At 68.7% G+C, this 25069-nt stretch carries 18 protein-coding genes and 1 rRNA gene; 7 read left to right on the forward strand and 12 right to left on the reverse strand.

Translation table 11 applies throughout. The annotated features are described in order from the left end of the window. Positions 1-175 precede the first annotated feature (175 nt). Both rrf and ACZYZ5_RS17870 read left to right on the forward strand, forming a co-directional pair. Positions 176-292, forward strand: a 5S ribosomal RNA gene (gene rrf / locus ACZYZ5_RS17865). Positions 293-450: 158 nt separating this feature from the next. After that, on the forward strand, positions 451-1299 hold the full coding sequence (locus ACZYZ5_RS17870) for an SDR family NAD(P)-dependent oxidoreductase (protein WP_463903539.1): 849 nt from the start codon (positions 451-453) through the stop codon (positions 1297-1299). 105 nt (positions 1300-1404) lie between these two features. Here the strand turns inward: ACZYZ5_RS17870 and ACZYZ5_RS17875 are convergent, their stop codons facing one another. The 6 genes from ACZYZ5_RS17875 to ACZYZ5_RS17900 form a co-directional block, all read right to left on the reverse strand. Then, positions 1405-3213, reverse strand: coding sequence for a putative bifunctional diguanylate cyclase/phosphodiesterase (locus ACZYZ5_RS17875; protein WP_463903541.1), 1809 nt, complete (start codon positions 3211-3213; stop codon positions 1405-1407). Positions 3214-3401: 188 nt separating this feature from the next. Continuing rightward, positions 3402-5588, reverse strand: coding sequence for a putative bifunctional diguanylate cyclase/phosphodiesterase (locus tag ACZYZ5_RS17880; RefSeq protein ID WP_463903542.1), 2187 nt, complete (start codon positions 5586-5588; stop codon positions 3402-3404). A 49-nt stretch (positions 5589-5637) separates the two neighbouring features. After that, entirely contained in the window at positions 5638-7911 is a 2274-nt protein-coding gene (locus tag ACZYZ5_RS17885) for a sensor domain-containing protein (protein ID WP_463903544.1), read from the reverse strand. Between the two features lie 212 nt (positions 7912-8123). Beyond that, entirely contained in the window at positions 8124-9593 is a 1470-nt protein-coding gene (locus ACZYZ5_RS17890) for a UDP-glucose dehydrogenase family protein (protein WP_463903546.1), read from the reverse strand. Then, complete coding sequence (locus ACZYZ5_RS17895) at positions 9590-10738, reverse strand: glycosyltransferase family 4 protein (protein WP_463903547.1); 1149 nt, start codon at positions 10736-10738, stop codon at positions 9590-9592. Before ACZYZ5_RS17895 ends, ACZYZ5_RS17890 begins: the two co-directional genes overlap by 4 nt. Positions 10739-11105: 367 nt before the next feature. Then, positions 11106-11984 (reverse strand): HNH endonuclease, encoded by an 879-nt coding sequence (locus ACZYZ5_RS17900; protein ID WP_463903548.1) that lies wholly within the window; start codon positions 11982-11984, stop codon positions 11106-11108. 55 nt (positions 11985-12039) lie between these two features. Here ACZYZ5_RS17900 and ACZYZ5_RS17905 point away from each other — a divergent pair, with 55 nt between their 5' ends. Continuing rightward, a complete protein-coding gene (locus ACZYZ5_RS17905) occupies positions 12040-12219 on the forward strand; it encodes a hypothetical protein (RefSeq protein WP_463903549.1) in 180 nt (59 codons plus the stop codon). 508 nt (positions 12220-12727) lie between these two features. Here the strand turns inward: ACZYZ5_RS17905 and ACZYZ5_RS17910 are convergent. Continuing rightward, entirely contained in the window at positions 12728-13132 is a 405-nt protein-coding gene (locus ACZYZ5_RS17910; RefSeq protein ID WP_463903550.1) for a DUF4383 domain-containing protein, read from the reverse strand. A 250-nt stretch (positions 13133-13382) separates the two neighbouring features. Here ACZYZ5_RS17910 and ACZYZ5_RS17915 point away from each other — a divergent pair, with 250 nt between their 5' ends. Continuing rightward, a complete protein-coding gene (locus ACZYZ5_RS17915) occupies positions 13383-14702 on the forward strand; it encodes a cell division protein PerM (RefSeq protein WP_463903612.1) in 1320 nt (439 codons plus the stop codon). 13 nt (positions 14703-14715) lie between these two features. On the opposite strand, the gene ACZYZ5_RS17920 is transcribed toward ACZYZ5_RS17915, so the two are convergent. Further along, complete coding sequence (locus ACZYZ5_RS17920) at positions 14716-15156, reverse strand: hypothetical protein (protein WP_463903552.1); 441 nt, start codon at positions 15154-15156, stop codon at positions 14716-14718. 39 nt (positions 15157-15195) lie between these two features. Here ACZYZ5_RS17920 and purN point away from each other — a divergent pair, with 39 nt between their 5' ends. After that, positions 15196-15774, forward strand: a complete 579-nt coding sequence (gene purN, locus ACZYZ5_RS17925; RefSeq protein ID WP_463903553.1) for a phosphoribosylglycinamide formyltransferase — start codon at positions 15196-15198, stop codon at positions 15772-15774. Between the two features lie 160 nt (positions 15775-15934). Here purN and ACZYZ5_RS17930 read toward each other — a convergent pair whose 3' ends face one another. Further along, a complete protein-coding gene (locus ACZYZ5_RS17930; RefSeq protein ID WP_463903554.1) occupies positions 15935-17287 on the reverse strand; it encodes an MFS transporter in 1353 nt (450 codons plus the stop codon). Positions 17288-17437: 150 nt separating this feature from the next. On the opposite strand from ACZYZ5_RS17930, the gene purH reads away from it, so the two are divergent. Then, on the forward strand, positions 17438-19123 hold the full coding sequence (purH, locus tag ACZYZ5_RS17935) for a bifunctional phosphoribosylaminoimidazolecarboxamide formyltransferase/IMP cyclohydrolase (RefSeq protein ID WP_463903556.1): 1686 nt from the start codon (positions 17438-17440) through the stop codon (positions 19121-19123). A gap of 523 nt (positions 19124-19646) precedes the next feature. On the opposite strand, the gene ACZYZ5_RS17940 is transcribed toward purH, so the two are convergent. Further along, the gene (locus ACZYZ5_RS17940; protein ID WP_463903558.1) at positions 19647-20648 is read right to left on the reverse strand and encodes a trypsin-like serine peptidase; all 1002 of its coding nucleotides are present in this window, start codon (positions 20646-20648) and stop codon (positions 19647-19649) included. Positions 20649-20896: 248 nt separating this feature from the next. Between ACZYZ5_RS17940 and ACZYZ5_RS17945 the strand changes: the two genes are divergently transcribed. Next, positions 20897-23116: an NADP-dependent isocitrate dehydrogenase gene (locus ACZYZ5_RS17945; RefSeq protein ID WP_463903559.1), complete on the forward strand. Its 2220-nt coding sequence runs from the start codon at positions 20897-20899 to the stop codon at positions 23114-23116. Between the two features lie 159 nt (positions 23117-23275). On the opposite strand, the gene ACZYZ5_RS17950 is transcribed toward ACZYZ5_RS17945, so the two are convergent. Together ACZYZ5_RS17950 and ACZYZ5_RS17955 are read right to left on the reverse strand one after the other, a co-directional pair. After that, positions 23276-23812, reverse strand: a complete 537-nt coding sequence (locus tag ACZYZ5_RS17950; protein ID WP_463903560.1) for a mucin-associated surface protein — start codon at positions 23810-23812, stop codon at positions 23276-23278. Further along, positions 23809-25029, reverse strand: a complete 1221-nt coding sequence (locus ACZYZ5_RS17955) for a serine/threonine-protein kinase (RefSeq protein ID WP_463903614.1) — start codon at positions 25027-25029, stop codon at positions 23809-23811. Before ACZYZ5_RS17955 ends, ACZYZ5_RS17950 begins: the two co-directional genes overlap by 4 nt. Positions 25030-25069: the final 40 nt, after the last annotated feature.

The raw sequence follows: 25069 nt of genomic DNA on the forward strand, positions 1-25069 counted from the left end.
TACAAAGATAACAAGACTGCTTGCGTCCACTATGTGGTTCCCAAACAACAAACCCGTCACTCAGACGGCACGTTGTTCCAGGGAACAAAACCACAACCAAATAAACAACACCACAGTTGTAACACCACAGATTTCCCGCCCCCGGCCACAAAACCAGGGGAACGGGAGCAAGGGTTACGGCGGTCATAGCGTGGGGGAAACGCCCGGTCCCATTCCGAACCCGGAAGCTAAGACCCACAGCGCCGATGGTACTGCACCCGGGAGGGTGTGGGAGAGTAGGTCACCGCCGGAACATCATTAAACGGTCGAGAGCCCCAACCACACGGTCGGGGCTCTCCCGCATTTAACGCCGGAATCCACATACGGAACATTCGCCGCCCCGGCGTCGTTGTGGTTCGGTAGGCTCGTTTTCGACCACCCGATTGCCGCTACCGCTCAAAGGATCCCCTCATGACCGCACGGACCATTGTCATCACCGGAGCCAGCGACGGCATCGGTGCGTCCGCCGCGCGGACGCTGAGCAAACAGGGGGAGCGGGTGGTCGTCGTCGGGCGTTCCGCGGAGAAGACCGAGCGGATCGCCCAGGAGATCGGCGCTGACCACTTCGTCAGCGACTTCGCGGAGCTGGCACAGGTGCGCCAACTCGCCGCGCAGCTGAAGGAGAAGTACCCGCGGATCGACGTCCTGGCCAACAACGCCGGCGGGATCATGGGCCAGCGCGGGCTCACCGTGGACGGGCATGAGAAGACCTTCCAGATCAACCACCTGGCCCCGTTCCTGCTCACCACCGAGCTGATGGACGTGCTTACCGCCAGCCACGCCACCGTCATCAACACCTCCAGCGCGGCAAACTCGCTCTACGGCAAGTTGGACCTCAACGACCTCGAGACGGCCAACACATACTCCGCCAACCGCGCCTACGGCAACGCCAAGCTTGAGAACATCCTCTTCACCGCGGAGCTGAACAACCGCTACCAGGCCGCAGGCATCTCGACGGCGTCCTTCCACCCCGGCGTCGTGGCCACCAACTTCGCCGCCGACACGACCAGCCCGTTCCGCTTCCTCTACCGGAGCTTCCTCAACAGGTTCATGCTGAGCCCCGAACAGGGCGCGGACACCCTCGTGTGGCTCGCCACGGCCACACCGGGACAGGACTGGGTCTCCGGCGCGTACTACGCCAAGCGGGCGCTGGCGAAGGCCAACAAGCAGGCGTACGACCCGGAGCTGGCACGGGAACTGTGGGAGCGCAGCGCGGCGATGGTGGGCGCGGACCTCGACGAGCTCGACCTCAGGCAATAGCCGCCGGCAGTGACCACAGCCGGTAGCCACTGGCAGTGACCGCCGACACCTGCCGGCAGCCGGCCGGCTGCCGGGCGGCACCGGCGCGCCGGAGCCCGGACAGGGCTACCGCGTGGCCGCGACCTTGTCGATCGCATTGAGTGCGCTCTCCACGGCCGCGGCCAGCCCGCCGGCAGGAGCCGGCTTGGCGAACAAATAGCCCTGCAGGGAGTCGCAGCCTCGGTCCATCAGGTACTTCGCCTGCGCCGGCGTCTCGACGCCCTCGGCCGTGACCTGCAGGCCCGCGGCGTGCGTGGCGTCGATCATGGTGCCCAAAAGGGGCACCTGTTCCTGGCCGGTCTGGATCATAGCCACCAGCGTGCGGTCGATCTTGACCTCGTCCAGCGGCAGCCCCGTAAGCCCGCCTGGGGACCCGTAGCCCGTGCCGAAGTCGTCCATCGCGATCCGCACCCCGGCCGCCCGCAACGCGCGCAGCTGGCGCAGCACCGCCGAGTCCGGCTCGAAGAACGCGCTCTCGGTCAGTTCCAGCACGAGTTGGCGCGGATCCACCCCGGCGGACGCCAGGATCGCGAGCACCTCCGTGGCGAAATCCCGGTTCTGGAACTGCAGGCCGGAGACATTCACCGAAACGCTGCAGGCGGCGCCGGCCAGCCAGGGCCGGATCTCGGCACAGGCCCGGCGCAGGACCTCATCGCCGATCTCGCGGATCAGTCCGCTCTCCTCGGCGACGGGCAGGAACTCGTTGGGCGGGACCAGCCGGCCGTGCCGTTCCCAGCGCACAAACGCCTCAAACTGCACCACCGCACCGCGCCCCGGGGACACCACGGGCTGGTAATGGACCGAGACCTCGCCCAGCTCCACCGCCTGCCGGAGCCCGGCCTGGCCGTCGGCACTAGTGGGCGCGTCGGCCACGGTGTTCAGCATCTCCGGCCGGAACCGCAGCCAGGAGTTCCTGCCGCCGTTCGTCGCTGCCGACTTGGCCGCCGTCATGGCCGTGTCGGCCTGCCGGAGCAGCTCCGCGCCGTCGAGCGTCGCGGATGTCCGGGAGGCCAGGCCCATGCTCGCGCCAAGCCGGACCAGCGACCAGCGGACACGCAGCGGCTCGTACAGCGACTCGGCGATCCGAGCGGCCACCTTGTCGGCGTTCTGGCATTCGGTCAGCAGCACCACGAACTCGTCGCCGCCGAGCCGGGCCACGGTGTCGTGCGGGCGGACGCAGTTGCGCAACAGGCTCGCGACCTCCACCAGCAGTTCGTCCGCGGCCGAGCGGCCCGGCAGCCCGTCCACGCTCCGGAAGTCATTCAGACTCAGCAGCAGCACGTCCACCGGGTCCGGGCGGCGCAGCGCGGCGGCGAGCCGTACGTTGAACAGGGTGCCGTTGGGCAGCGACGTCAGCGGATCGCGCAGCACCCCGGCCCGCACCTGGTCATCGTGCCCGGCAAAGGCGGCGGGAGCGGCCGTCGACGCCGCCAGCGTCGGACGGCGGTGCGCGGCCCCGCCGGCTGTGGCGCCGTCGTCGTCCGGGGGGTTCGGGTGCATCTCCGTCCGGTGCAGGGCGCCGCGGACCGAGATCGCGACGGACGGCGCGGCCGGGCCTGCCGCGGCGTCGGCGGGCAGCAGGGAGAACGTGATTTCGACCGGGATTTGCGTGCCGTCGGCCCGGCGGCCGTAGCCGGCGACGGGCCCGCCGGCACGGGGTGCCGGGCCGGCCAGCCCGGCGAGGAGTGCGCGGAAGTCCGCGCGGAAGACCTCGGCCAGGAGCAGGCTGGAATCGGTGTCCAGCAACTGTGACCGGGAGTAGCCGAAGAGCTCCTCGGCGGCGGTGTTCAGGTAGGAGATCGACCCGTCCGGAGCGAGCAGCAGCAGCGGATCCGGGCCGTGTTCGAGCAGCAGGTCTGCGAGTGCAGCTTCCATGTGTTTTGCCTGCCCCCAAGCCGATGGATACGGATGGCAGCCGCTCCTGCGGAGGGCAAGGCGGACTGCGTTTCCCTGAAGCATATGCGCAGTTTCCGCTTGCGGGGCGCTGCGCATCATGCCGCGCCCAAGAGAATGCCGGGCCGCCGGGCCCAGACCGGCAACGGCGGCCGTCGCCCGTCCGGCGGCTATCCCGGGCGGGCTACCTCGGCCAGCACCGCAACGGCCGCGGCAGTGTTGCGGATACCCAGTTCCCGGCGGTGCTCCGGCTCCGGGCGGGAGAAGAGGAAACCTTGCAGCGCATCGCAGCCCTGGGCGATGAGGTACCGGGCCTGTTCCGGGGTTTCGATGCCCTCCGCCGTGACCTTCAGGCCCAGGCTGCGGGCCATGTGGATCATCGAGGTCAGGATCGGCAGCTTCTCCGCGCCGGTGTGCAGCATGGAGACGAACGACTTGTCGATCTTGACGACGTCCACGGGGAGCTCCTGCAGACGGCCCAGCGAGGAGTAGCCGGTGCCGAAGTCGTCCAGGGCCACCCGGATGCCGGCCCCGCGCAGGCTCTCGAGCTGGGCGATGACGTGGGTCCGGGGATCGAAGAACACACTCTCCGTCACCTCCAGCACCAGCTGGTGCGGGTCCACCTGGCCCCACGCCGCAATGTCCAGGACGCGTTCGGCGAAGTCCCGGTGCAGCAGCTGCACGCCGGAGACGTTCACGGCTAGGGACCGCGACGGGTCCTCCGCCAGCCAGGGCTGCATTTCGGCGCAGCTGCGCCGGAGCACCTCCGCCCCGATGTCCCGGATCAGGCCGCTGCGTTCCGCGGTCCTGATGAACTCGTCCGGGGGCATCAGCTTCCCCTCGAACTGCCAGCGGGCCAGCGCTTCGAACTGCACGACCTCCAGCAGCTCGGTGGACACCACGGGCTGGTAGTGCACAATGATCTGCCCCAGCTCCACGGCCCGCCTCAGCCCGGCGGTCAGCTGGGTCCGTGCCAGCAGCTCGGTCAGCATCGCCGGCTGGAAATGCAGGTAGCAGTTCTTCCCGGCTTCCTTGGCGGCATACATGGCCAGGTCCGCCTGGCGCAGCAGCTCCGAGGACGTCATGGCCCCGGTGCCGCGCGAGGCGACGCCCAGGCTGAGGGCCGGGCGCATGAGGGATCCTTCGATGGAGAACGGGGCGTTCAGGGTGGCCACGATCCGCTGGGCCACGGCGTCGGAGTCGTTGCAGCCGATCAGCAGGACCACAAACTCGTCCCCGCCGAGGCGTGCCACCGTGCCGTGCGGCCCGACGCACTGCTGCAGCCGGGCCGCGATTTTCACCAGCATCTCATCCCCGGCGTGGTGGCCCAGGATGTCGTTCACTTCCTTGAAGTCATCCAGGTCCAGCAGCAGCACATGCACCGGATCGCTGGTCAGCAGCGCTGCCGCGACGCGTTCGGTGAAGAGCGTCCGGTTGGCCAGTCCCGTCAGCGGGTCCTGGAACGCGAGTTCCTTGAGTTTGTCGGCCTGCTCGGCGAGTTCCGCCAGGGCCCGGCGGGCCTGGTCCTGGGCCCGCTGCGTGGAGGTGATGTCGCGGAAGTTCCAGATCCGGCCCACCACCACTTCCGCGACCTTCTGCGGCCGGGAGTAAAGCTCCACGGTGCGGCCGTCCTTGAAGTCCAGCACGTGGTGGCTCTGCCTGGCCCTGTCAGTGTTGAGTTCGGAGACTTTCTGCAGAAAGTAGTCCGGATCGCGCAGTTGCCGGGAGATAAAGGTGACCAGCGCCGTCGGGTCCTCCGCCGTGAGCAGCTCCGGCGGCATGCCCCACAACTTGAGGTACTGGTCGTTGATGCCGGTGATGAGTCCCTCGTTGGAGATGACCACAATCCCGTCGGAGGTGGATTCCAGCGTGGCATCGAGCAGCGAGACCGCCAGCCGGCGGCCCGAATCCGTGTCTTCCCGGTGGCTGCCGTCCCGGACGGCAACCGCCATGGCCGGGCCGTCGTCGAGCGTCACCAGCGAGCAGGTGATCTCCAGGGACAGTTCGCTGCCATCCCGACGCCGGCCTGCCGCCGCGAACGGCCGGCTGCCGGACAGGCTGCCACGGCCCAGCCGGCCGAGGACCCGCAGGAAGCCGCCGCGCTCGTCCTCGGAGAGCAGGACGGTGTGCTGGACTCCGAGTAGCTGCTCGCGCGGGTAGCCGAAGAGGCGCTCGGCAGCCGCGTTCACGAAGGCGATGGTCCCGTCCGCGGTCAGCAGCAAGACAGCATCGGGGCCCTGCTCCAGCAGGCTTTCTTCAATCCCAGTTCCCACGGCGATACCGGCCCCCAAAGCGACGGTTGATGTACTGATGGCTGATCCGGCGGCGGCGCCGCGGACTATGCGTTCCTGAATCATAGGGTTCGCTGGTCCCTTGTCCAGTACCCCGGGGTCGGAAGGGGCCGGGTCACCGCGGCCCGGAGACCCGCTCCCCCCGAAGGGCGGTGAACGCGTCGTTGGACCGGGCAATGCCGGACTGCAGGCCGGGACCGGCGGTGGGGCGGGAGAACAGGAAGCCCTGCAGCGAATCGCAGTCCAGCTTCATCAGGTATTCGGCCTGCGCCGCGGTCTCGACACCTTCCGCCGTCACGGTCAGGCCCAGGCCGTGCGCCATGGCGATCATGCAGGCGAGGATCGGCAGTTTCTCGTCCCCGGTGCGGATCATGGATGTGAAGGACTGGTCGATTTTCAGGGTGTCCACGGGGAGCCCCTGCAGCCGCCCCAGCGAGGAGAAGCCGGTGCCGAAGTCATCCAGCGCCACGCGCACGCCGGCGTTCCGGAGCGCGGTGAGCTGCTGGATCACGTGGCAGTCGTCGTGGAAGAAGACACTTTCGGTGACTTCCACCACCAGCTGCCGCGGCTTCACGCCGGTGTTCCTGGCGACGGCCAGCAGCAGCTCGGCGAAGTCCCCGTGCTGCAGTTGCACCCCGGAGACGTTGACGGCGAGGGCGCGCGCGGAGTCCTCCGCCAGCCAGGGTCCAAGCTCGGTGCAGCCCTTCAGCAGCACCTCCGTGCCGATCTCGACTATCAGGCCGCTGCGTTCCGCCGCCGGGATGAACTGCGCCGGGGGGACGATGCCGCCGTCGCGCTCCCAGCGGGCGAGCGCCTCCACCTTCACCACGACGCCGCTCCGGGCCGACACAATGGGCTGGTAGTGCACGGCGATCTCGCCGGCGTCCACTGCCAGCCGCAGCCCCGCCTCCAGCTCGGTGCGCTCCACGAGGGACTTCATCATCTCCGGGCGGAACCGCAGGTACCGGTTCTTCCCGGCGGCTTTCGCCGCGTACATCGCGATATCGGCCCGGCGCAGCAGCTCGGAGGCGTCCACGGCGCCCTCCTTGATCGAGGCAAGGCCCAGGCTGAGGCTCGGGCGCAGCATGGTCCCGTCGATCCAGAGCGGTACCCGCAGGGACGCGACGATCCGCCCGGCCACCGCGTCGGGGTCCGGCGAACCGGCCAGCAGCACCACGAATTCGTCACCACCCAGGCGTGCTACAACGTCGTTCGGGCGGACACACTCCCGCAGGCGCCGGCCGACCTCGATCAGCAGCTGGTCCCCGGCATGGTGGCCCAGGATGTCGTTGACTTCCTTGAAGTCGTCCAGGTCCAGGAGCAGGACGTCGACGGCGGTGCCGCACGGCCCGCGCAGGGCTGCCTCGAGGTGGTCGTTGAACAGCTGGCGGTTGGACAGCCCGGTCAGCGGGTCCTGGAACGCGAGGGCCTTGAGCTGGGCGGCCTTCTCGGCGAGATCGGCCATGGCCTGGGTGATCAGGTCCTGCGCGGCCCGGGCCGGGGTCACGTCGCGGAAGCTCCACACCCGGCCGACCACCCGGTCCGCGACCTTCTGCGGGCGGGAATAGCGTTCGAAGGTGCGGCCGTCCAGGAAGTCCAGGACGTCGTGGCTTTCGGAGTCCGGATCGGCGTAGAGCGAAGCGATCTTCTCAACGAACTGCGCGGGGTCCACCAGCTGGTCCATGACGAAGCCCATCACGGCGTCGTCGTCCTGGGTGGCCAGCAGTTCGCGCGGGACGCCCCACATGGAGACGAACTGGTTATTGACACTGGCGATCCGGCCGTCGCCGCCGACGACGAGAATTCCGTCGGCCGTGGATTCCAGCGTGGCGCTGAGCAGGGAAAGGGCTTCGCGGAGCCCCTCGTCCACGGCGCGCCGGTGTGAGGTGTCGCGGACGGCGACGGCCATGCTCATGGGTGCACCGCCGGTGTCCTGGACCAGCAGCGAGCAGGCCACTTCGCCCTGGAACTCGGTACCGTCGCGCCGCAACCCGTAGGCCTCGACCGGCGGGAGAGCGGAGGTGGCGGTGGTTGTGGGGGAGGTGTCGGCGGCATCCGGCTCGGCATCCGGCTCGGTGGCGGGGCCAATGGCGGGGCCGGACCCGCTGACGGGGGCGCGGCCGGCGTCGGCGTCCTTGCGGAGGGCGAAGAAGAGCCGGTGGAGGCCGCTGCGGAACCCTTCGGCGAGGAGCATGCGGTGGTCCTGGCCCACGAGCTCCCCGCGGGTGTAGCCGAACATGCGCTCCGTGGCGGCGTTGACCAGGCGGATGGTGCCGTCTTCGGCGATCACCAGGAGGGCATCGGGGCTGGATTCCAGCACCGACTCGACGCCGGGCGCCGGGTGCGGGGAAACCGTCACGGTGCCGCCGCCGTACCAATTTGAGACCACCGGTAGTTCATTTAGAGTCCCTCCCCTCAGGAAATCATAGGGGCCTCACCGCCCGGCGGTGACCACGTGAGCCCGGCGTTTCAGCAGCCGGGTTTCGGCCCGGTTTTCAGCGCCCTATTTTTCAGCGCCCGGCGTGTCGGGGGGTTCTGTCACCGGGTTCTGTCCGCGGGTCCCGTGCGGGTCGTGTCAGCGGGTCCCGTCGGCGGGTCCCGTCATCGCGCGGGTGGGCTGGCCGGGACCAGTTCGTGGCCCGCGGCTTTGCCCGGGCCGGTCGCGCGGCCCCGGCGTAGGCCGCGTCCCAGGCCGTGGACCGTCCAGCCTGCCGCCTCCCAGTCCGCGGCATCGACGGCGTTCCGGGCGTCCAGCAGGGTGCGGCGCCGGACCAGCGCCCCGGCGACGGCGGGCCGGAGCGAGGCGTACTCGTCCCATTCGGTCAGCAACAGCACAAGCTCCGCCCCTTCCAGGGCCGCGGACGTGGACGGCTCGAAGCGCAGCTGCGGGTAGCGGAGCCACGCGTTGTTGATCGCGGCAGGGTCCGTCACCGTGACATGGGCGCCCGCCGACGCCAACTTGAGGGCAACGGCCAGGGCAGGGGAGTCCCGGATATCGTCCGTGTCCGGTTTGAAGGCCGCACCGAGCACCGTGACGCGGCGGCCGCCGAGCTGGCCGCCGCACAGTTCCCGGGCCAGCCCGACGGTGCGGGAACGCTGGTCCTGGTTGATCGAATCCACCACCGCCATCCACCGATCCACCGAATCCACGCCCAGGCCCGCCGCCTGGACCCGGAGGGAGCGGATGTCCTTGGGCAGGCAGCCGCCGCCGAAACCCAGGCCGGCATGGAGGTACCGGCCGCCGATGCGCGGATCAAAGCCCATGGCCGCGCCCAGCTGTTTCACGTCGGCGCCCGTCGCGTCGCAGAGTTCGGCCATGGCGTTGATGAAACTGAGTTTCGTGGCAAGGTACGCGTTCGACGCCGACTTGATCAGTTCCGCCGTGGCGAAGTTGCAGACCAGGCGCGGAATCCCGGCGGCGAGCAGCGGCTCGTAGACGGCGTCGAGGACGGCGGTGACCGCTGCGCCGGTGTCCGGTGTGCCGGTGTTCCGTGCGTTCGTGCGGGCGGAGCCGCCGTCGCGGAAGGTGTCGTCGGGGGTGTTGTCTCCGCCGGGGCCGTCCTCGGGGACGCCGTAGACCAGGCGGTCCGGGACCAGGGAGTCCTTGACCGCCGTGCCCTGGCGCAGGAATTCGGGGTTCCAGCCTAGGAGCACGTCCGGCCGCGGCGACAGCACACCGCGGAGCATGTCCACGGTTCCGACCGGGACGGTGGACTTGCCCACTATGGCGGACCGTTCGGCCAGATGGGGGAGCAGCGCCTCCGTGGCGGCGACGAGGTAACTGAGGTCGGCGCCGTCGGAGATCTTGGACTGCGGTGTGCCCACGCAGAGGAAATGCAGCTGGGCGCGCGCGGCGTCGACGAAGCCGGTCGAGAAGCTGAGCCGGCCGGTGGCGATGCCGTCGCGCAGAAGTTCGTCCAACCCCGGTTCGAAGAACGGTGCCGCGCCACGGCCCAGCTGCTCCACCTTGGCGGCGTCGACGTCGATGCCCACCACGCTGTGGCCCATCGAGGCGAGGGTGGCCGCGTGCACGGCCCCCAGGTAACCGCAGCCGATCACGGAAATTCTCACAGGGCGACTCCTTGCCGGGTGGTGCTGGGGACGCGGGCGGCGAGGACCGCCTGGTAATGCTGGATCAGCTCGGCACCGAGGGCCGACCACGTCCGGCCCTGGACCGAAGCGTGGGCCGCCGCTCCGAACGCGCGGCGCTTGGCGTCGTCGCCCATCAGGTCCACCACGTGGGAACGCAGCGCGACAAGATTCCCCGGCTCATACAGCCACCCCGTGCGGGAGTTCTCGACGAGGTCCAGCGGGCCGCCGCGGCCGGTGGCGACCACGGGCACGCCCGAGGCCATCGCCTCCTGGATCGTCTGGCAGAACGTCTCGAACTCGCCGGGATGGACGAAGAGATCGAAGGACGCCACCGCCCGTGCCAGCTCCTCGCCGCCGAGGAAACCGGTGAAGATTGCGTCCGGCAGGGTGTTCTCCAGGGCCTGCCGCTGGGGTCCGTCGCCCACAATCACCAGCCGGGTGCCGGGGACGTCGGCCAGCACAGCGAGGTCCTGCACCTGTTTTTCGACCGCGAGCCGGCCCACGTAGCCGATGATGCGCTCGCCGGCCGGGGCCACGGCGGCCCGCCAGCCGGCGTCGCGCCTCCCCGGGGAGAACCGCTCCGTGTCCACGCCGCGCCGCCACATCTCGACCCGCGGAATGCCGCGGCCGCGCAGCTGGTTGAGCGCGAAGCTGGACGGGGCGAGGGTCCGGGATGCCAGCAGGTGGATGTTCTCCACCCGGTTCCACGCCCAGTTCTCCAGGAACGGGACGCCGTAGCGCCCCGCGTAGCCCGGGACCTCGGTCTGGTAGACGGCGATGGTGGGGATCCTCAGCTGGTGGGCGGCCTGCGCCGCGCGCCAGCCGAGCACGAACGGCGACGCCAGGTGGACCACGTCGGGGGCGTACCCGGCAAGGATTCGCTTGACCCGAGAGACACCGCCCATCGCTACCCGGACGTTGGCGTAGCCGGCCAGTGGCACCGAGGGCAGCCGGTGGACATGCGCCCCGTAGACCTCGTTGGGAGTTTCCAGGTCCTGCGTGGACGGCGCGATCACGAGCACCTCGTCTCCGCGCTCCTGCAGATGCTCCAGGACCCGCAGGATGGAGTGGGTAACCCCGTTCATCAGCGGCAGGAATGACTCAGCAACAATTGCGATCCTCACCCCTCCACAGTGCGGGGGCCGGCTGTCGGCGCGGGGGCGGGTGAGTGGCGGGGGAGGGAAGAGTGGGTTAACGGGGTGTGGTTCGGGAGTCCACGCCGCCCGCTGGACGTGCCCTCCGCGCGGGCCGCGGGCTGGACATAATGCCCATATGCCCGCTCGTTGCGGCGAAAAATGAGCATGTCCACCCCCGCGTGGCCGCCGGGCTCCACCCCCCTCCGCTGGACATGCCCTCCGTGCGGGCCAGGGGCTGGACATAATGCCCATATGCCCGCTCGTTGCGCCGAAAAATGAGCATGTCCACCCCGCGTGGCGGTCATATGTGGCAAACGGGCGGGCCCGGGGCGGGGAGCCTCCCGCGAACCCAGGCCTACTGCGGGCCCAGGAGCTCCCGGGCTTGGCGCTGGGCCTCGAGCTGCACGTCGGTGACCGCGGAGCCGCGGAGGAACCCGGCCTCGCCGATGATCCGCCGCAGCTCGGCGACGGTCCGCGGTGTGCCCACCCCGACGTGAGCCATCGCATGGCAGTTGGCGCAGAGCGGGATGAGGTCGGTGAGCGGGTCCAGCTCGTAGCCGCTGCCCAGTTGGGACACCGGGACGAGGTGGTGGACCGGCATGAAGTCCAGGCCGATCTCGCCGTAAGTCTGCTCGAAGGAGAACCCGCAGGCCGCGCAGGTGCTGCCTTGGAGCGCAATGCAGGCCCGCCGCGCGTCGGGGTCCTGCTCGTAGCGGTTCACCATGACCCGGGTGACCGCGTCCTGGGGGTAGGTGCCGGGACCTGGCCGGGTGGGGTCCGGGCCGGGCAAAGGCCCGAAATCCCGCCACACGGCCCGGATCGCCGCCTCCTCGGCCGGTTCAACACGCAGCCCGGCGGCATCATCATCGTCCCAGGGGACGCCGGGCAACGCCTCCGTGAGCACGCCGACGGCGATCTGCTCGCCGGGCGGAAGGAGGGCATCGAAGGCCACCTGCGCATACAGCGGGGCAGGGTCCGGCACGGCCCCGTCTGGAACGATCGAGTGCCGTCCGGCTTCGGGCTGCTCCGAGACCACGATTCCATGGCCAATGAGTCCCCGGCCGTGGTCACCCTGCAGGAGCAGCCAGGCGTCCGTTCCCGCGGCGACGCTCCCGGAACCGTCCACGCTCCAGCGCTCAAGGTGCAGCCCGGTCGCGGCCACGCGGTCGACGGCGGCGGCGTAGTTCCAGTCATTCCAGCGGTCCGGGTTCCAGCCCAGGATGATGGCGGTCATCTGGCCATTCTCGCAGGCCCGGACCGCAGTAAAATTGATCTTAGAGGTGTTGGTCATGACCGGGTCCATTGTGGTTCTGCTGATAGTCCTGGCTGCGGGTGCCGTGTTCGCCATCGTTGGCACGGTGGCGCTGGTGGTTCGCGACGGCCGCGGGCTCATTCCGCTGGAAAAATCGGACCGCCCGTGGACGGCGGGGAATCTGCCGAGCCTGCCTTACTCCATGATCCGCTTCTAGCCGCAGCCCTCAAGCGGGCGATTGGACGCAAGCGTCCGCTTGTGTCGACTGGGTGGGCTTCGCCTGGAGGCCGTTGCGTCCAGCTCGCCGAACCTTGGCGCCGGCGTCGTAAATCAGTGCAGGCCTGCAACATGCAAGCGGCGATCTGACGCAAGTGGCCGCTAAAAGGAGGCTCATAGCGGCCATTCGTGGCGAAGGGATGAGGGCGCCTGGCTCATAGCGGCCATTCGTGGCGAATGAGTGAGCTTTGCTTGGGACATGGCGTCTCGCGAAACGCAATCCGCACGCCGCGCAGTCACCGCGCGCCGCGCAGGCACCGCACGCCGTGCAGGGCCGCACCCCGCAGGCGCCGCGCCCCGCAGGCTCCGCCCCCCTTACACACCCGCACACAAAGAAAGCTGGTGCAGCCGCTGCGTTTCCGCGAGGCGACTGCACCAGCAGGTAGTACGAATTTTCAGAATGCTATGAAACGTTACTCATTCGCGGCTCCCTTTGTCCCGGTTGTTGCTTACCGGGTTTCTGCGTCGTCAGCCAGATGCCTCGACATCAGCCAGCCGGCGACTACCATTGCTACGCCCAAGATCATAAAACCCCACGCACCCATGACGTTCATCGACAGGAAGTTGGCCGCCGACCCCACACCGACAATGAGCGAATAGACGCTAAGGACGATGTACAACAGGCCAAAGCCCATCAGGAAGTTCCGGGCGCCCATGGGGTTGTTCCGGGACATCACCACGCCGATGGTGCCGATGAGGGCCTGAATGATGTTCAGCAGTATCGATACCTGGACCAGGCCCAGGAACAGGGCGGTGGAATTCGGTCCAACGATCGCCAATGAGTTGTACTGCGTGGTGATGCCGGGGATGAATCCGAGGATACCCACGACTATAAGGACGATACCTACACCCATGCCGACGTTCTGGACATCCGTCCGACCGAAGTGAACGCCGTGAGCATGTGGAGATGCGGTGGTCATTTTCTGCCTCCAACCATGATTGCGGACATTCCAATTTTACGGCGGGGTAGGGAAAAAAGCGCCTGCAGGTCGGCCAATTGAATGCAGCCCTGGACGCCGGGACCCCGGGAAAATCCATGCCAAATCGGCCGGTTGAGCCTGTCGGAACAGGCAGGAACCCCCGCACATGGCACCATGGAACACGATGAAACTGCGCGCTGATCAGACCGGGGAACGTGGACTTCCGATGCCCTTGTGGCTGCAGGGAGCCCTCGAGTCCGCGCAGGCAGCCATAATTTCCGCCCTGGTGGTGGCCGCTCCGATTCTCGCCGTGTGGGCCACGGCCGGTTTCCTGAACACCGAACCCGACGCCCTGGCCAGCCTCGCCGGCCAGGCCTGGCTGCTGATCCACGGCGTCCCGCTGCTGCTGGAGACCGTCGGCATGGACTCCGCGGCCGCCCATCCGCAGTCCGGCGTCCTCTCGCTCACCCCGCTCGGGCTGACCCTGATCCCGTTCCTGCTGGCCTGGCGTGCCGGCCGGCGCCTGGCCCGGGCCTCTTACACGGACCAGCTCTGGCAGGCGCTGCTCGGCTCCTGGCTGATGTATGCCGCGTTCGGTCTGACCACCGGCTTTGTTTGCCGCACGGACGACGTCGGCGTGGGCCTCTGGTCCGCCGCCTTCATCCCGCTGATCCCCTTCGGGCTCGGCATGGTGATCGGCGCCCGCCGTGAGGCCGGCTCCTGGAGCCGCCTTATCGGCGTCGACGCCGTGGCCTGGCTTTCCCGCACCAGCCAGCATTCGCGCTGGGCCGGCTCCTATCTGGGGTCCGCGGTCAAAGCCGGCTTCGTGGCGCTGATGGCGAGCCTGGCGATGTCCTGCCTGCTGCTCGCCGCCACGTTCTTCGTCCACTGGAACCTTGCCGTTGCGGTCTATGAAGCGCTCGACGCCGGAGCGACGGGCGGCGCCATGCTCACCATCGCGCAGCTCGGCTTCCTGCCCAACCTGGTCGTATTCGCGCTCGCCTGGATCTGCGGTGCGGGCGTCGCCCTGGGCGTCGGCTCCCAGGCTGGGGCGCTGGGCACCGCCGTCGGGCCGCTGCCGTCGATCCCTGTGTTCGCGGCCCTGCCGGCCGGGCCGTTGGACTTCGCGGTGGCCGCGCTGATGGTGCCGGTCCTCGCCGGAATCCTCGCGGGCTGGTGGTTCCTGCGCGAAGGGGAAAACCACTTCGACGAATGGCTCTCGATCAAAATCCGCGCCCGCTGGTTCACTGCCACGGTCTCCACCTTGGCGCTCGGCGTGATGGTCGGCAGCGTCGCCGGTCTGCTGGCAGCGGGCCTGGCCTGGCTGGCCCGCGGCTCCGCCGGGATCGGACGGCTCACGGAGATCGGACCCGACCCGCTCCGGACGGCACTGTTCGTGGCCGCGGAGGTGGCGATCGGCGTCGTGATCGGTTACGCCGCAGGACCCTGGCTGGAACGCCAGCAGAACCTGCGCGAAGCGGACCTGGACACGGCGTCCCTGTAACGCGGCACTGCGCCTAGCGGAACCGCGGCAGCGACTGTTCCAGCTGGGTCTGGCATCTGGAGGCGGCCTGCTGGGTGAGGGCCTGGCGGCTGCACTGCTGGTAGTCCCGGACCTGGTTGAAGAACAGCGCCGAGGTCAACAGCAGCAGCACCTGCACGGCCAGGACCACCAGCCCGGAGATCGTCCCGAACAGCACCAGCTTGGATTCCTTGAACTTGGCGTACCGGACCAGCACCATGATGCCCAGCGCGATGCCGGCCACCGTCAGGATCGCACTCAGCCAGAGGTAATTGAGGTCCAGCTGGTAGACGAAGAACGACCCCAGTACCGCCACAATGAAGCTGCGGAACAGATTGTGGGTCTTGGCCTGCGAGGCCTTGGCCGCGTCGCTGAGCGGGTGCTGGCCTTGCGGCTGGCCGCCCTTGCTGCCGGCGGTGTCGTTCGGGGGATTCATGGTTTCCAGCCTACGCGAGCGGCCCCATAAGCTAGGACAATGCGCATCGTAGTCCTCGTCTCCGGCACCGGCTCCAACCTCCAGGCCGTCATCGACGCCGTGACAGAGGGCCGGCTCGACGTCGAGATCGCCGCCGTGGGCGCGGACCGGCCCGGCACCTACGGGGTGGAGCGTTCGGCCGCCGCCGGCATCCCGACCTTCGTGGTGGACTTCAAGGCCTACCCGGACCGGGCTGCCTGGAACGCCGCGCTCACCGACGCGGTGGCCGCGTACGCACCCGACGTCGTCGTGTCCTCAGGGTTCATGCGGATCGTCAGCGCGGACTTCATCGACGCGTTCGGCGGCAAATACCTCAACACCCACCCTGCGCTGCTGCCCTCATTCCCGGGCGCGCACGGGGTCCGCGATGCGCTGGCGTACGGCGTGAAGGTCACCGGTTGCACGGTGCACTGGGCCGACGCCGGGGTGGACACGGGCCCGATCATCGCGCAGGAAGCCGTGGCGATCGCGGACGGCGAGACCGAGGAGTCGCTGCACGAACGGATCAAGGTAGTCGAGCGCCGACTCCTCGTCTCGACCCTGGCATCCCTCGCCGCGGAGACCCCCGCCACCAAGTAGCCCACCAAATCGTCCAGCCCCAGGTATCCCTCCCGCGCCCGACCACCCCGTTGCGCTATCACTTTTGGTGCTTCTGAGCCCTCAGAAGCACCAAAAGTGATCGCTCATCCGACGGGGCGGGGCGGGGCGGGCGCATCCGAGGGGGCGCCGGAGCGGCGGCTTAGGCGAGCTGGCGCTGCTTCGTCTCGGGGGCGAAGAACGCCATCCACAGCACACTGAGCAGCACCAGCACTCCGGCGATGGCGAACGAGGTCGCGAGGCCCAGCTCCGGCCAGAGGAACGCCGCGAAGACCAGCGGGCCGAAGCCGGCGCCGAGTCGGGAGAACGTCGAGGCCCAGCCGAAGCCCGAGCCGCGCAGTTCCGTCGGATACAGCTCCGAGACATAGGCATAAAGCACGGGGATGGCCACCTGCACCACAAAGCCGAACACCAGCAGCCAGAACACGGCCGCCGTCGGGATGTCCACCACGATCGCGACGATCACCAGGGTCAGCGCGGACAGCGGCCCGGTGATCGCCAGGATCCACTTCCGGCCCACCCGCTCCACCAGCAGCGCTGCAACCACCACGCCCAGGAGTCCGACGGCGGCCATGGAGGCGGTGGTGAGGAAGGCCTTGTACTCCTCGAAGCCGGCGCCGATCAGGATCCGCGGCATCCAGGTCAGCGACAGGTAGTAGACCAGCAGGATGCTGAAGAACAGTGACCAGGCCGCCGTCGTAATCTTCCAGTCGTACTGCCAGAGCAGGCGCAGCTGCGTCCAGGCGCTGCCGGCGGAGAGCCGCGGGGCGTCCTGTGCCTCGGGCAGGCTGTAGACACGGGGCTCGGCCCCGGTTGCGGCGACGAGGTCATCGATGACCTTGGCGGCCTCTTCCCGGCGGCCCTTGCGGATCAGGAACAGCGGGGATTCGGGGACGCTGCGGCGCACCCAGAACACCAGCAGCGCCGGCAGCACCATCACCAACATGGTCAGCCGCCAGTCCCCGTACAGGGCCACGAGCCCGGCGGACACGAAACCGCACAGCGCCGCGCCGATCGGCCACCAGCCGTCCATCGCGGTGAGCACCTTGCCGCGCTGCTTGCGGGGCGTGAACTCGCCCACCAGCGCGTAGTCCACCGGGATGCAACCGCCCAAGCCGAAGCCGGCCATAAAACGGAACGCGACAAACCAGAGGAAATCAGGGGAGAAGGCGCCCAGCACGGTGAAGACCGAGAAGATCAGCAAGGTGGCGGTGAACGCCTTCTTGCGCCCGATGGTGTCCGCGATGGTGCCCCAGATGAAGGCGCCCAGGGCCATGCCGATCAGGTTCGACGCGCCGATCCAGGCGGCCTCGCCCGGGGTGAGCGACCAGTGCTTGGACAGGAGCGGAATCAGGATGCCGTTGAGCGTGACGTCCCAGGCGTCGAACATAAAGCCCAGGCCGCCGATCAGGAAGATCCGGCCCTGCACCTTCCAACGCCATGGCAGTTCCTGGACCACCTGTTCGCCGCTGGGCACAGTGGTGTACGTATTCATCTCAGCCTCCAGGAAAATTCTACGTGGCCCCGCGCCCCGGTGCGGTCCGCTTCATACTCCGGCGCGCGGGAAGGCCCGGCGCGCTGACGCGATAAACTGGCCTCATCCCCACCACCCGCGGCCCCGCCGCGATATAAGACGGAGACTTTTGTGAGCTTTACGCAGCTTGAGCGTGTATCCATCGACCGTGTTCCCATCCGCCGGGCCCTGATTTCGGTCTACGACAAGACCGGTCTGGAGGAGCTCGCGCGGGGCCTGCACGAGGCCGGCGTCAAGATCGTCTCCACCGGTTCCACCGCCAAGAAAATCGCCGCCGCCGGCATCCCGGTGCAGGAAGTCGAAGAAGTCACCGGCTCCCCGGAAATGCTCGACGGCCGCGTCAAGACCCTCCACCCGCGCGTCCACGGCGGGATCCTCGCCGACCGCCGCGTCCCGGCCCACATGGACACGCTCGCGTCGATGGACATCGAACCGTTCGACCTCGTTGTGGTGAACCTCTACCCCTTCGTGGAGACCGTGAAGTCGGGCGCCGCGCAGGACGACGTCGTCGAGCAGATCGACATCGGCGGCCCCGCGATGGTGCGCTCCGCCGCGAAGAACCACGCCGCCGTCGCCATTGTGGTGGACCCGTCCTCGTACCACGACGTCGTTGCCGCGGCCGCGTCCGGCGGCTTTGACCTGAAGACCCGGCGTCGGCTCGCCGCGAAGGCCTTCGCGCACACCGCCACCTACGACACCGCCGTGGCCAGCTGGACCGCGAGCCAGTTCCTCGACGAGGACGGCGACGGCGTCATCGACTGGCCCGCCTACGCCGGCCTGGCGCTGGAGCGCTCCGAGGTCCTCCGCTACGGCGAAAACCCGCACCAGCAGGCCGCCCTGTACGTCGACAAGGCCGCCCCGGCCGGCATCGCGCAGGCCGACCAGCTGCACGGCAAGGCCATGAGCTACAACAACTTCGTCGACGCCGACGCCGCCCTGCGCGCGGCCTTCGACTTCGCCGAGCCCGCCGTCGCGATCATCAAGCACGCCAACCCCTGCGGTGTGGCCGTGGGGTCGGCCTCCGCGCCGGACCCGATCGCGGACGCGCACGCCAAGGCACACGCCTGCGACCCGGTCTCCGCGTTCGGCGGTGTGATCGCGGCCAACCGCACGGTCACCGCCGGCATGGCCAGGACCGTCGCGGGCATCTTCACGGAGGTCGTGATCGCCCCGGGCTTCGAGGACGAGGCCGTGGAGATCCTGTCCAAGAAGAAGAACATCCGCCTCCTGGCCCTGCCCGAGGGCTACGGCCGCTACCCCTCCGAAATCCGGCAGGTGTCCGGCGGCGTGCTGGTGCAGATGTCGGACCGGGTTGACGCCGAGGGCGACAACCCCGCCAACTGGACCCTCGCTGCCGGTGAGGCCGCCGACGCCGGCACCCTGGCCGACCTCGCGTTCGCCTGGACCGCCTGCCGCGCCGCCAAGTCCAACGCCATCCTGCTGGCGAACCACGGTGCCGCCGTGGGCATCGGCATGGGCCAGGTCAACCGGCTCGATTCCTGCAAGCTCGCCGTCGAACGGGCCAACTCGCTGGGCGTGAGCGTGGAGTCCGAAGTCGACGGCGCCGGCGGTGCCTCGAACGCCGACGCCAGCGGCGCCCCGGAGCGTGCCCGCGGCGCCGTGGCCGCGTCGGACGCGTTCTTCCCGTTCGCCGACGGCCTGCAGATCCTGATCGACGCCGGCGTCCGCGCCGTCGTCCAGCCCGGCGGCTCGGTCCGCGACGAGGAAGTCATCGCCGCAGCCAACGCCGCGGGCATCACGATGTACTTCACCGGCGCCCGGCACTTCTTCCACTAGAGTCGCGCTCAACCTCGCGCGGGGTTCCGGGCTCCCAGCTTCAGCACGAATGGACATGCCCTCCGTTTCCCGGAGGGCATGTCCATTTTTCGTGGCCACGGGTGGGCACATTGGCACTATGTCCACGCACTGCGCTGCGCGGGGTACATGTCCAGTGGTGCCGTCGGACTGGGATCGAGCTGGAGTCCCGGGGGCGGGGGGACATGCTCATTCTGGGAGCCAAGGGCTGGGCACACTGGGATGATGTCCACGCACTGCTCTGCGCGGGGGACATGTCCCGTGGAGCCGTCGGGCTTGGATCGAGCTGGGGTCCCGGGCCGGGGGGACATGCTCATTCCGGGAGCCAAGGGCTGGGCACATTGGGACTATGCCCACGCACTGCTCTGCGCGGGGGACATGTCCTGTGGTGCCGTCGGCCCCGGCGCCACGGCACACGTCAACGCGGGGCCACCGGGCCCATCCCCACTGCTGAAGATGGGCCTCGAGTGACCCCGCGCTGGTATGTGTGCTGCCGGGTGTTGACTTAGGAAGCGGCCGCGGTGGTGTAGGCCTGCTGGATGACCGAGCCCCAGTACGGGCCGTACATCGTGGTGGACTTGCTGCCGTAGCCATAGCTGTTGACCGAGTTCTGGAGGCCGGTGGAGCTGGTACCGACGAACCACGGGCCGCCCGAGGATCCGCCGGTCATGTTGCAGGGGATGCCCTGGGAGTTGAACTGCGGGTTGTAGGGATCGTTCGTGGCGGTCCCACTGCAACTCTTCAGGGATTCACCGTCGAAAGGCCGTGCCGCGGGGTAGCCGAACGCCTTGTAGGTGAGGCCGCGGGCGGCATTGAACTGCAGGCCCGAGGCCCCCACAACGTCCGCGAGCGTCTGGCCGTCGAGCGGTTCCATGACTGCGAAGCCGGTGTCGTACGTCATGTCGCCGCCGGAACTCCACTGGGTCGGGGCGTGCAGGGACTTGGCCGTCCACATGCCGTATGGCGCGTCGCCGTCGAGGTAGGCCGGGACAAAAGTGAACTTGGTGGCGAAGGCGCCGGGGCCCTCGTTGACGCAGTGCCCTGCCGTGGAGACGGTGCTCTTGTTCGCGGAGGAGACCGAGTTGCCGGAGCAGACGTAGTTGGAGCCGCCCAAAGTGAAGAAGACCTTGCCGATGTGCTTAACCGGGGCCGCGCTCGCGTTCGCCTTGGGCTGGACTTCCTTGGCCTGACGTGACGGGCTCTGGGACTCGACGGTGCTGGGCGCCCCCGCTTCCGCCGGGCGGTTCGCAGCGGCCTTGGATTTGGCGCTCTTCTGCATGGCCTTCCCGGCCAGCACGTCGCCGGGTATGGCGCTGCGCATCCGTTCTTCCGTCCAGTACTCCGCCCCGCCGGTCTCGACGACGGTGTGGCTGCTGACCCCCGACGTTTCCGTCGGCGCGTTGCCGGGTGCCGGGGCGGCGCTCGCTGCGCCGGCGGCGGTCACAGCCAGCAGTGCCGCAGCCGAGAGACTAAGGAGGCTGGTGGCCAGAGTTTTGGGTGTTCTCATGGTGGTCCTAACCGGTGGAAATGCGGTGCGGCCCACGGTGGTGGCCGCTGTGATGGGAATGAAACTACGGGACTTTGACCGAGGTGTAAAGCATCTTGTCAATTCTTGTCACAACACACTGCCGGCGTCACGGAGCCCGGGGCGCACGACGCCGGTAGGCGGTAACCCTACTCCCTCGGGTAAGTTAGGTGTGTTGAATTGGCAAAAAATTCCGGAAATACCCAGACCTTCAGGGAGACGCCCGAGCAATGGCAAAGATTATCTATACCCACACCGACGAAGCGCCGATGCTGGCCACCTATTCGTTCTTGCCGATTGTCGAAGCCTTCGCTTCGACTGCCGGTGTGGAAGTGGAGACCCGCGACATCTCGCTGGCCGGCCGTATCATCGCCGCGTTCGGCGACTACCTCACCGAAGAGCAGCGCGTCAGTGACGCCCTGGCCGAACTTGGCGGCCTCGTCAAGAAGCCCGAAGCGAACATCATCAAGCTGCCCAACATCAGCGCCTCGACGCCGCAGCTGAAGGCCGCCATCGCGGAGCTCCAGGGCCAGGGCTACGCCCTCCCGGACTACCCGGACAACCCCTCCTCGGACGAAGAGACGGACATCCGCTCCCGCTTCGACAAGATCAAGGGCTCCGCCGTCAACCCGGTGCTGCGTGAAGGCAACTCCGACCGCCGCGCACCGCTTTCGGTCAAGGCCTACGCCCGGCAGAACCCGCACAGCATGGGTGCCTGGACCGCCGAGTCCAAGACCAACGTCGCCACCATGGACGCCGATGACTTCCGCTCCAACGAGAAGTCCGTGGTCATCAAGGCTGACGGAAACGTCAAGATCCAGCTGGTCAAGGAAGACGGCACGGTCAAGGTCCTCAAGCGGGCCTTCCCCGTCCTCGCCGGCGAGATCGTCGACGGCACCGTGATGCGCGCCGCCGCCCTGGACACCTTTCTCACGGCCCAGGTGGCCCGCGCCAAGGAAGAGGGCGTGCTGTTCTCCGCCCACCTCAAGGCGACCATGATGAAGGTCTCCGACCCGATCATCTTCGGACACGTCGTCAAGGCGTACTTCGCCGAGCTCTTCGACACCTACGGCGCCCAGATCGCCGCCGCCGGCCTGAGCCCGAACAACGGCCTGGCCTCCATCCTCAACGGCCTCGAGGACCTCCCCGAGGAGATCCGCGGCGACGTCGAGGCGGCCATCAAGGAAGGCCTGAACGACGGCCCCGAGCTGGCCATGGTCGATTCGGACAAGGGCATCACGAACCTGCACGTCCCCTCCGACGTGATTGTGGATGCCTCCATGCCGGCCATGATCCGCAGCTCCGGCCACATGTGGGGCCGCGACGGCCAGGAAGCCGACACGCTCGCCGTCCTCCCGGACAGCAGCTACGCCGGCATCTACCAGGTCGTCGTCAATGACTGCCGCGCCCACGGCGCCTTCGACCCGACCACCATGGGCACCGTCCCGAACGTCGGCCTGATGGCGCAGGCCGCCGAGGAGTACGGCAGCCACGACAAGACCTTTGAGATCCAGTCCGCCGGCACCGTCCAGCTAATCGACGACGCCGGCACGGTGCTGATCGAGCACCAGGTCGCCGCGGGCGACATCTGGCGCGCTTGCCAGACCAAGGATGTCCCGGTCCGCGACTGGGTCAAGCTGGCCGTCACCCGCGCGCGCGCCTCCGCCATGCCGGCCATCTTCTGGCTGGACAAGAGCCGCGCCCACGACGCCCAGATGATCGCGAAGGTCGAGGAGTACCTCAAGGAGCACGACACCGAGGGCCTGCAGATCGGCATCATGTCCCCGGAGGAGGCCACGGCCTTCACCCTGGAACGTATCCGCAAGGGCGAGGACACCATCTCGGTGACCGGCAACGTGCTGCGCGACTACCTCACTGACCTGTTCCCCATCCTGGAACTGGGCACCAGCGCCAAGATGCTCTCGGTGGTTCCGCTGATCAACGGCGGCGGCCTCTTCGAGACCGGCGCCGGCGGCTCCGCCCCGAAGCACGTCCAGCAGCTGCTCAAGGAAAACCACCTGCGCTGGGACAGCCTGGGTGAGTTCCTGGCCCTCGCCGTCAGCTTCGAGCACCTGGCCACGTCCACCGGCAACGCCCGCGCGCAGATCCTCGCCGACACGCTGGACCGCGCCACCGGCACCTTCCTGCTCGAGGACAAGTCCCCGAAGCGCAAGGCCGGCGAGCTCGACAACCGCGGCAGCCACTACTACCTGGCCAAGTTCTGGGCGCAGGAACTGTCCCGCCAGACCGACGACGCCGAACTGGCCGCGGCATTCGCTGCTGTTTCCGGCGCACTGGATTCCGCGGAGGAGACCATCCTCGGTGAGCTCCTCGCCGTCCAGGGTTCCCCGGTGGACCTCGGCGGGTACTACCACCCGGACGAGGCCAAGGTGACCGCGGCCATGCGGCCCTCGGCGAAGTTCAGCGATGTGCTGTCCATGCTGGGCTAGGTCCACGAACCGGTGTCCTGCCGGTATTGCTTGACCCCGCACAGCGTTCCACCCCGAACGGCGCACCGGAGATTCCCGGTGCGCCGCTCGGCGTTTCCCGAAGGAGGGGGAGCCCGCGGACTCCTCCCTCCTTCGGCCCGCTAGGGGATCGCCATGGCGCTAGTCGTCGTCCTTGTTTTGGTCTTTGCCCTGACCCTTGCCCTTGGCCTTGCCGCCGTCGGCCGGTGGCGCGACGGCGGGCGGGGGAGCCGCCGCTGCGGCCGCTGCGGCGGCTGCCTCGGCCCGGGCGGCGGCCGCGGCCTGCGCGGCCGCTTCCTCTTCGGCGGCAACCCGGGCGGCTTCGGCCTGCCGGGCGTTGAGGTCCACGCGGACCGTATCGACGGACTTCCGGATGCTCTGGTGCCGTTGAAAGGACACCTCGCCACGGGCGGCCGCTTCGTCCAGTTTCAGTACGAGTTGGTCGAGATGTTTCAGCGACGCGGCCGGATCATTGGCGGCGGCGGCCTCGGTCACGGCAAGGACCTGGGATTGAAGCTCCCGGGCGGCGGTGCGGTCCAGTTCCGGGGCCGCGGCGCAGCCGGCCAGGGCACCGGTGAGCAGCGCCGTGCCGAGGAGCCAACCCGCGAGGAGCGGGCGGGTGCGGCGAGGACGGAATCGGGACCGGGCAGTCTGTGCCGGACGGGCGGTCAGCTTCATGGTTCTACACTCTTCTGCAGCTCTTGCAGGTGCTGCCCCAGGTCCCCGGTCACGGCCGGATAGGGGACGACGGCGGGTGGTTCAGGTGCTGCCAGAGCGACGGCAGCCGTAACGGCACCCGTCACGAGCGCCAGGAGCGCGAGGGACAGCAGGATCTGGGTGCGGCGGCCAGCCAGCCGGAAGCGCGAGGCGGTCCGGGACGGCCAGGAGTCGCGGTTTGCCCGCGGGGTGGTGACCGCGTCCGGGTCCAGCAGGTACCCGGCCCGGGCGGCGGTGCTGGCACTGCCGCCGTTGCCGGCGGCGGCAACTGTGGCGGCAGCCGGGTCACCAACGGGCATGGCAAGCGTCCCGGGGTTGGCGCGTGGTGCGGCCGAGGACAACAGCGGGGGACGGGCCGGCGGGGCCGGCAGGACGCGGGTACGTTCCTCGGCGGGGAGTCCGGGAAGTGACTCGGGCGAAACCAAGGCATGTCGCAGCGCCACTTCGAGGTCCGCGGCGGACGGACGTTCCAGGGGATCCAGCGCTGTCATGGCCCGAATCAGTGTGGCCCATTCGACGGGCACTGAATCGGGGACGGCCGGGGCCCGGTGCAGTCTCGCGACGGCGGATTCCACGGCACTGCCGGGGTATTCCAATTCACCCTTGATGCATTCCAGCAGGACCAGCCCCAGGGAGTAAATGTCGCTTGCCGGACCTAGGTCCGCGCCGCGGGACTGTTCCGGACTCAAGTACGCGGCGGTTCCCACCATGGTGCCCGTGGCGGTCAGCCGGGTCCCGTCCATCATGCGCGCAATCCCGAAGTCGGTGAGCTTCGGCCGCAGGGGTTCCCCGGGGCGGACCGGAACGAGCAGGATGTTTGCCGGCTTGATGTCCCGGTGGACGATGCCGAGCGAATGCAGGTAGGCCAGGGCGTCCGCCACACCGGCTCCGATGACCGCGATATCGGCCAGCGGCAACGGACTGTGCCGGATCCGCGCCCGGAGGTCCTGCCCGTCCACCAGTTCCATGGTCAGGAACGGCCGGGGTTCCTCCGGGATGCGGGTGTCCGTGCCGGCGTCGAAGAGGGTCACCAGGCTCGGATGGTTCAGGGTGGCCAGGAGTTCAATTTCGGCTTCCTGACGCCTGAGGTCGTCAGGATCGGCGGACTGCGGGGCAAAAAGCTTGAGTGCCACCTCCCGGCCGAGATTCACGTCCTTGGCGCTGTAGACGGACGCCATTCCGCCCCGGCCGATCAGTTCCCCCAGCCGGTAGCGGCCG

The sequence above is a fragment of the Pseudarthrobacter ribosi genome (assembly GCF_055412865.1).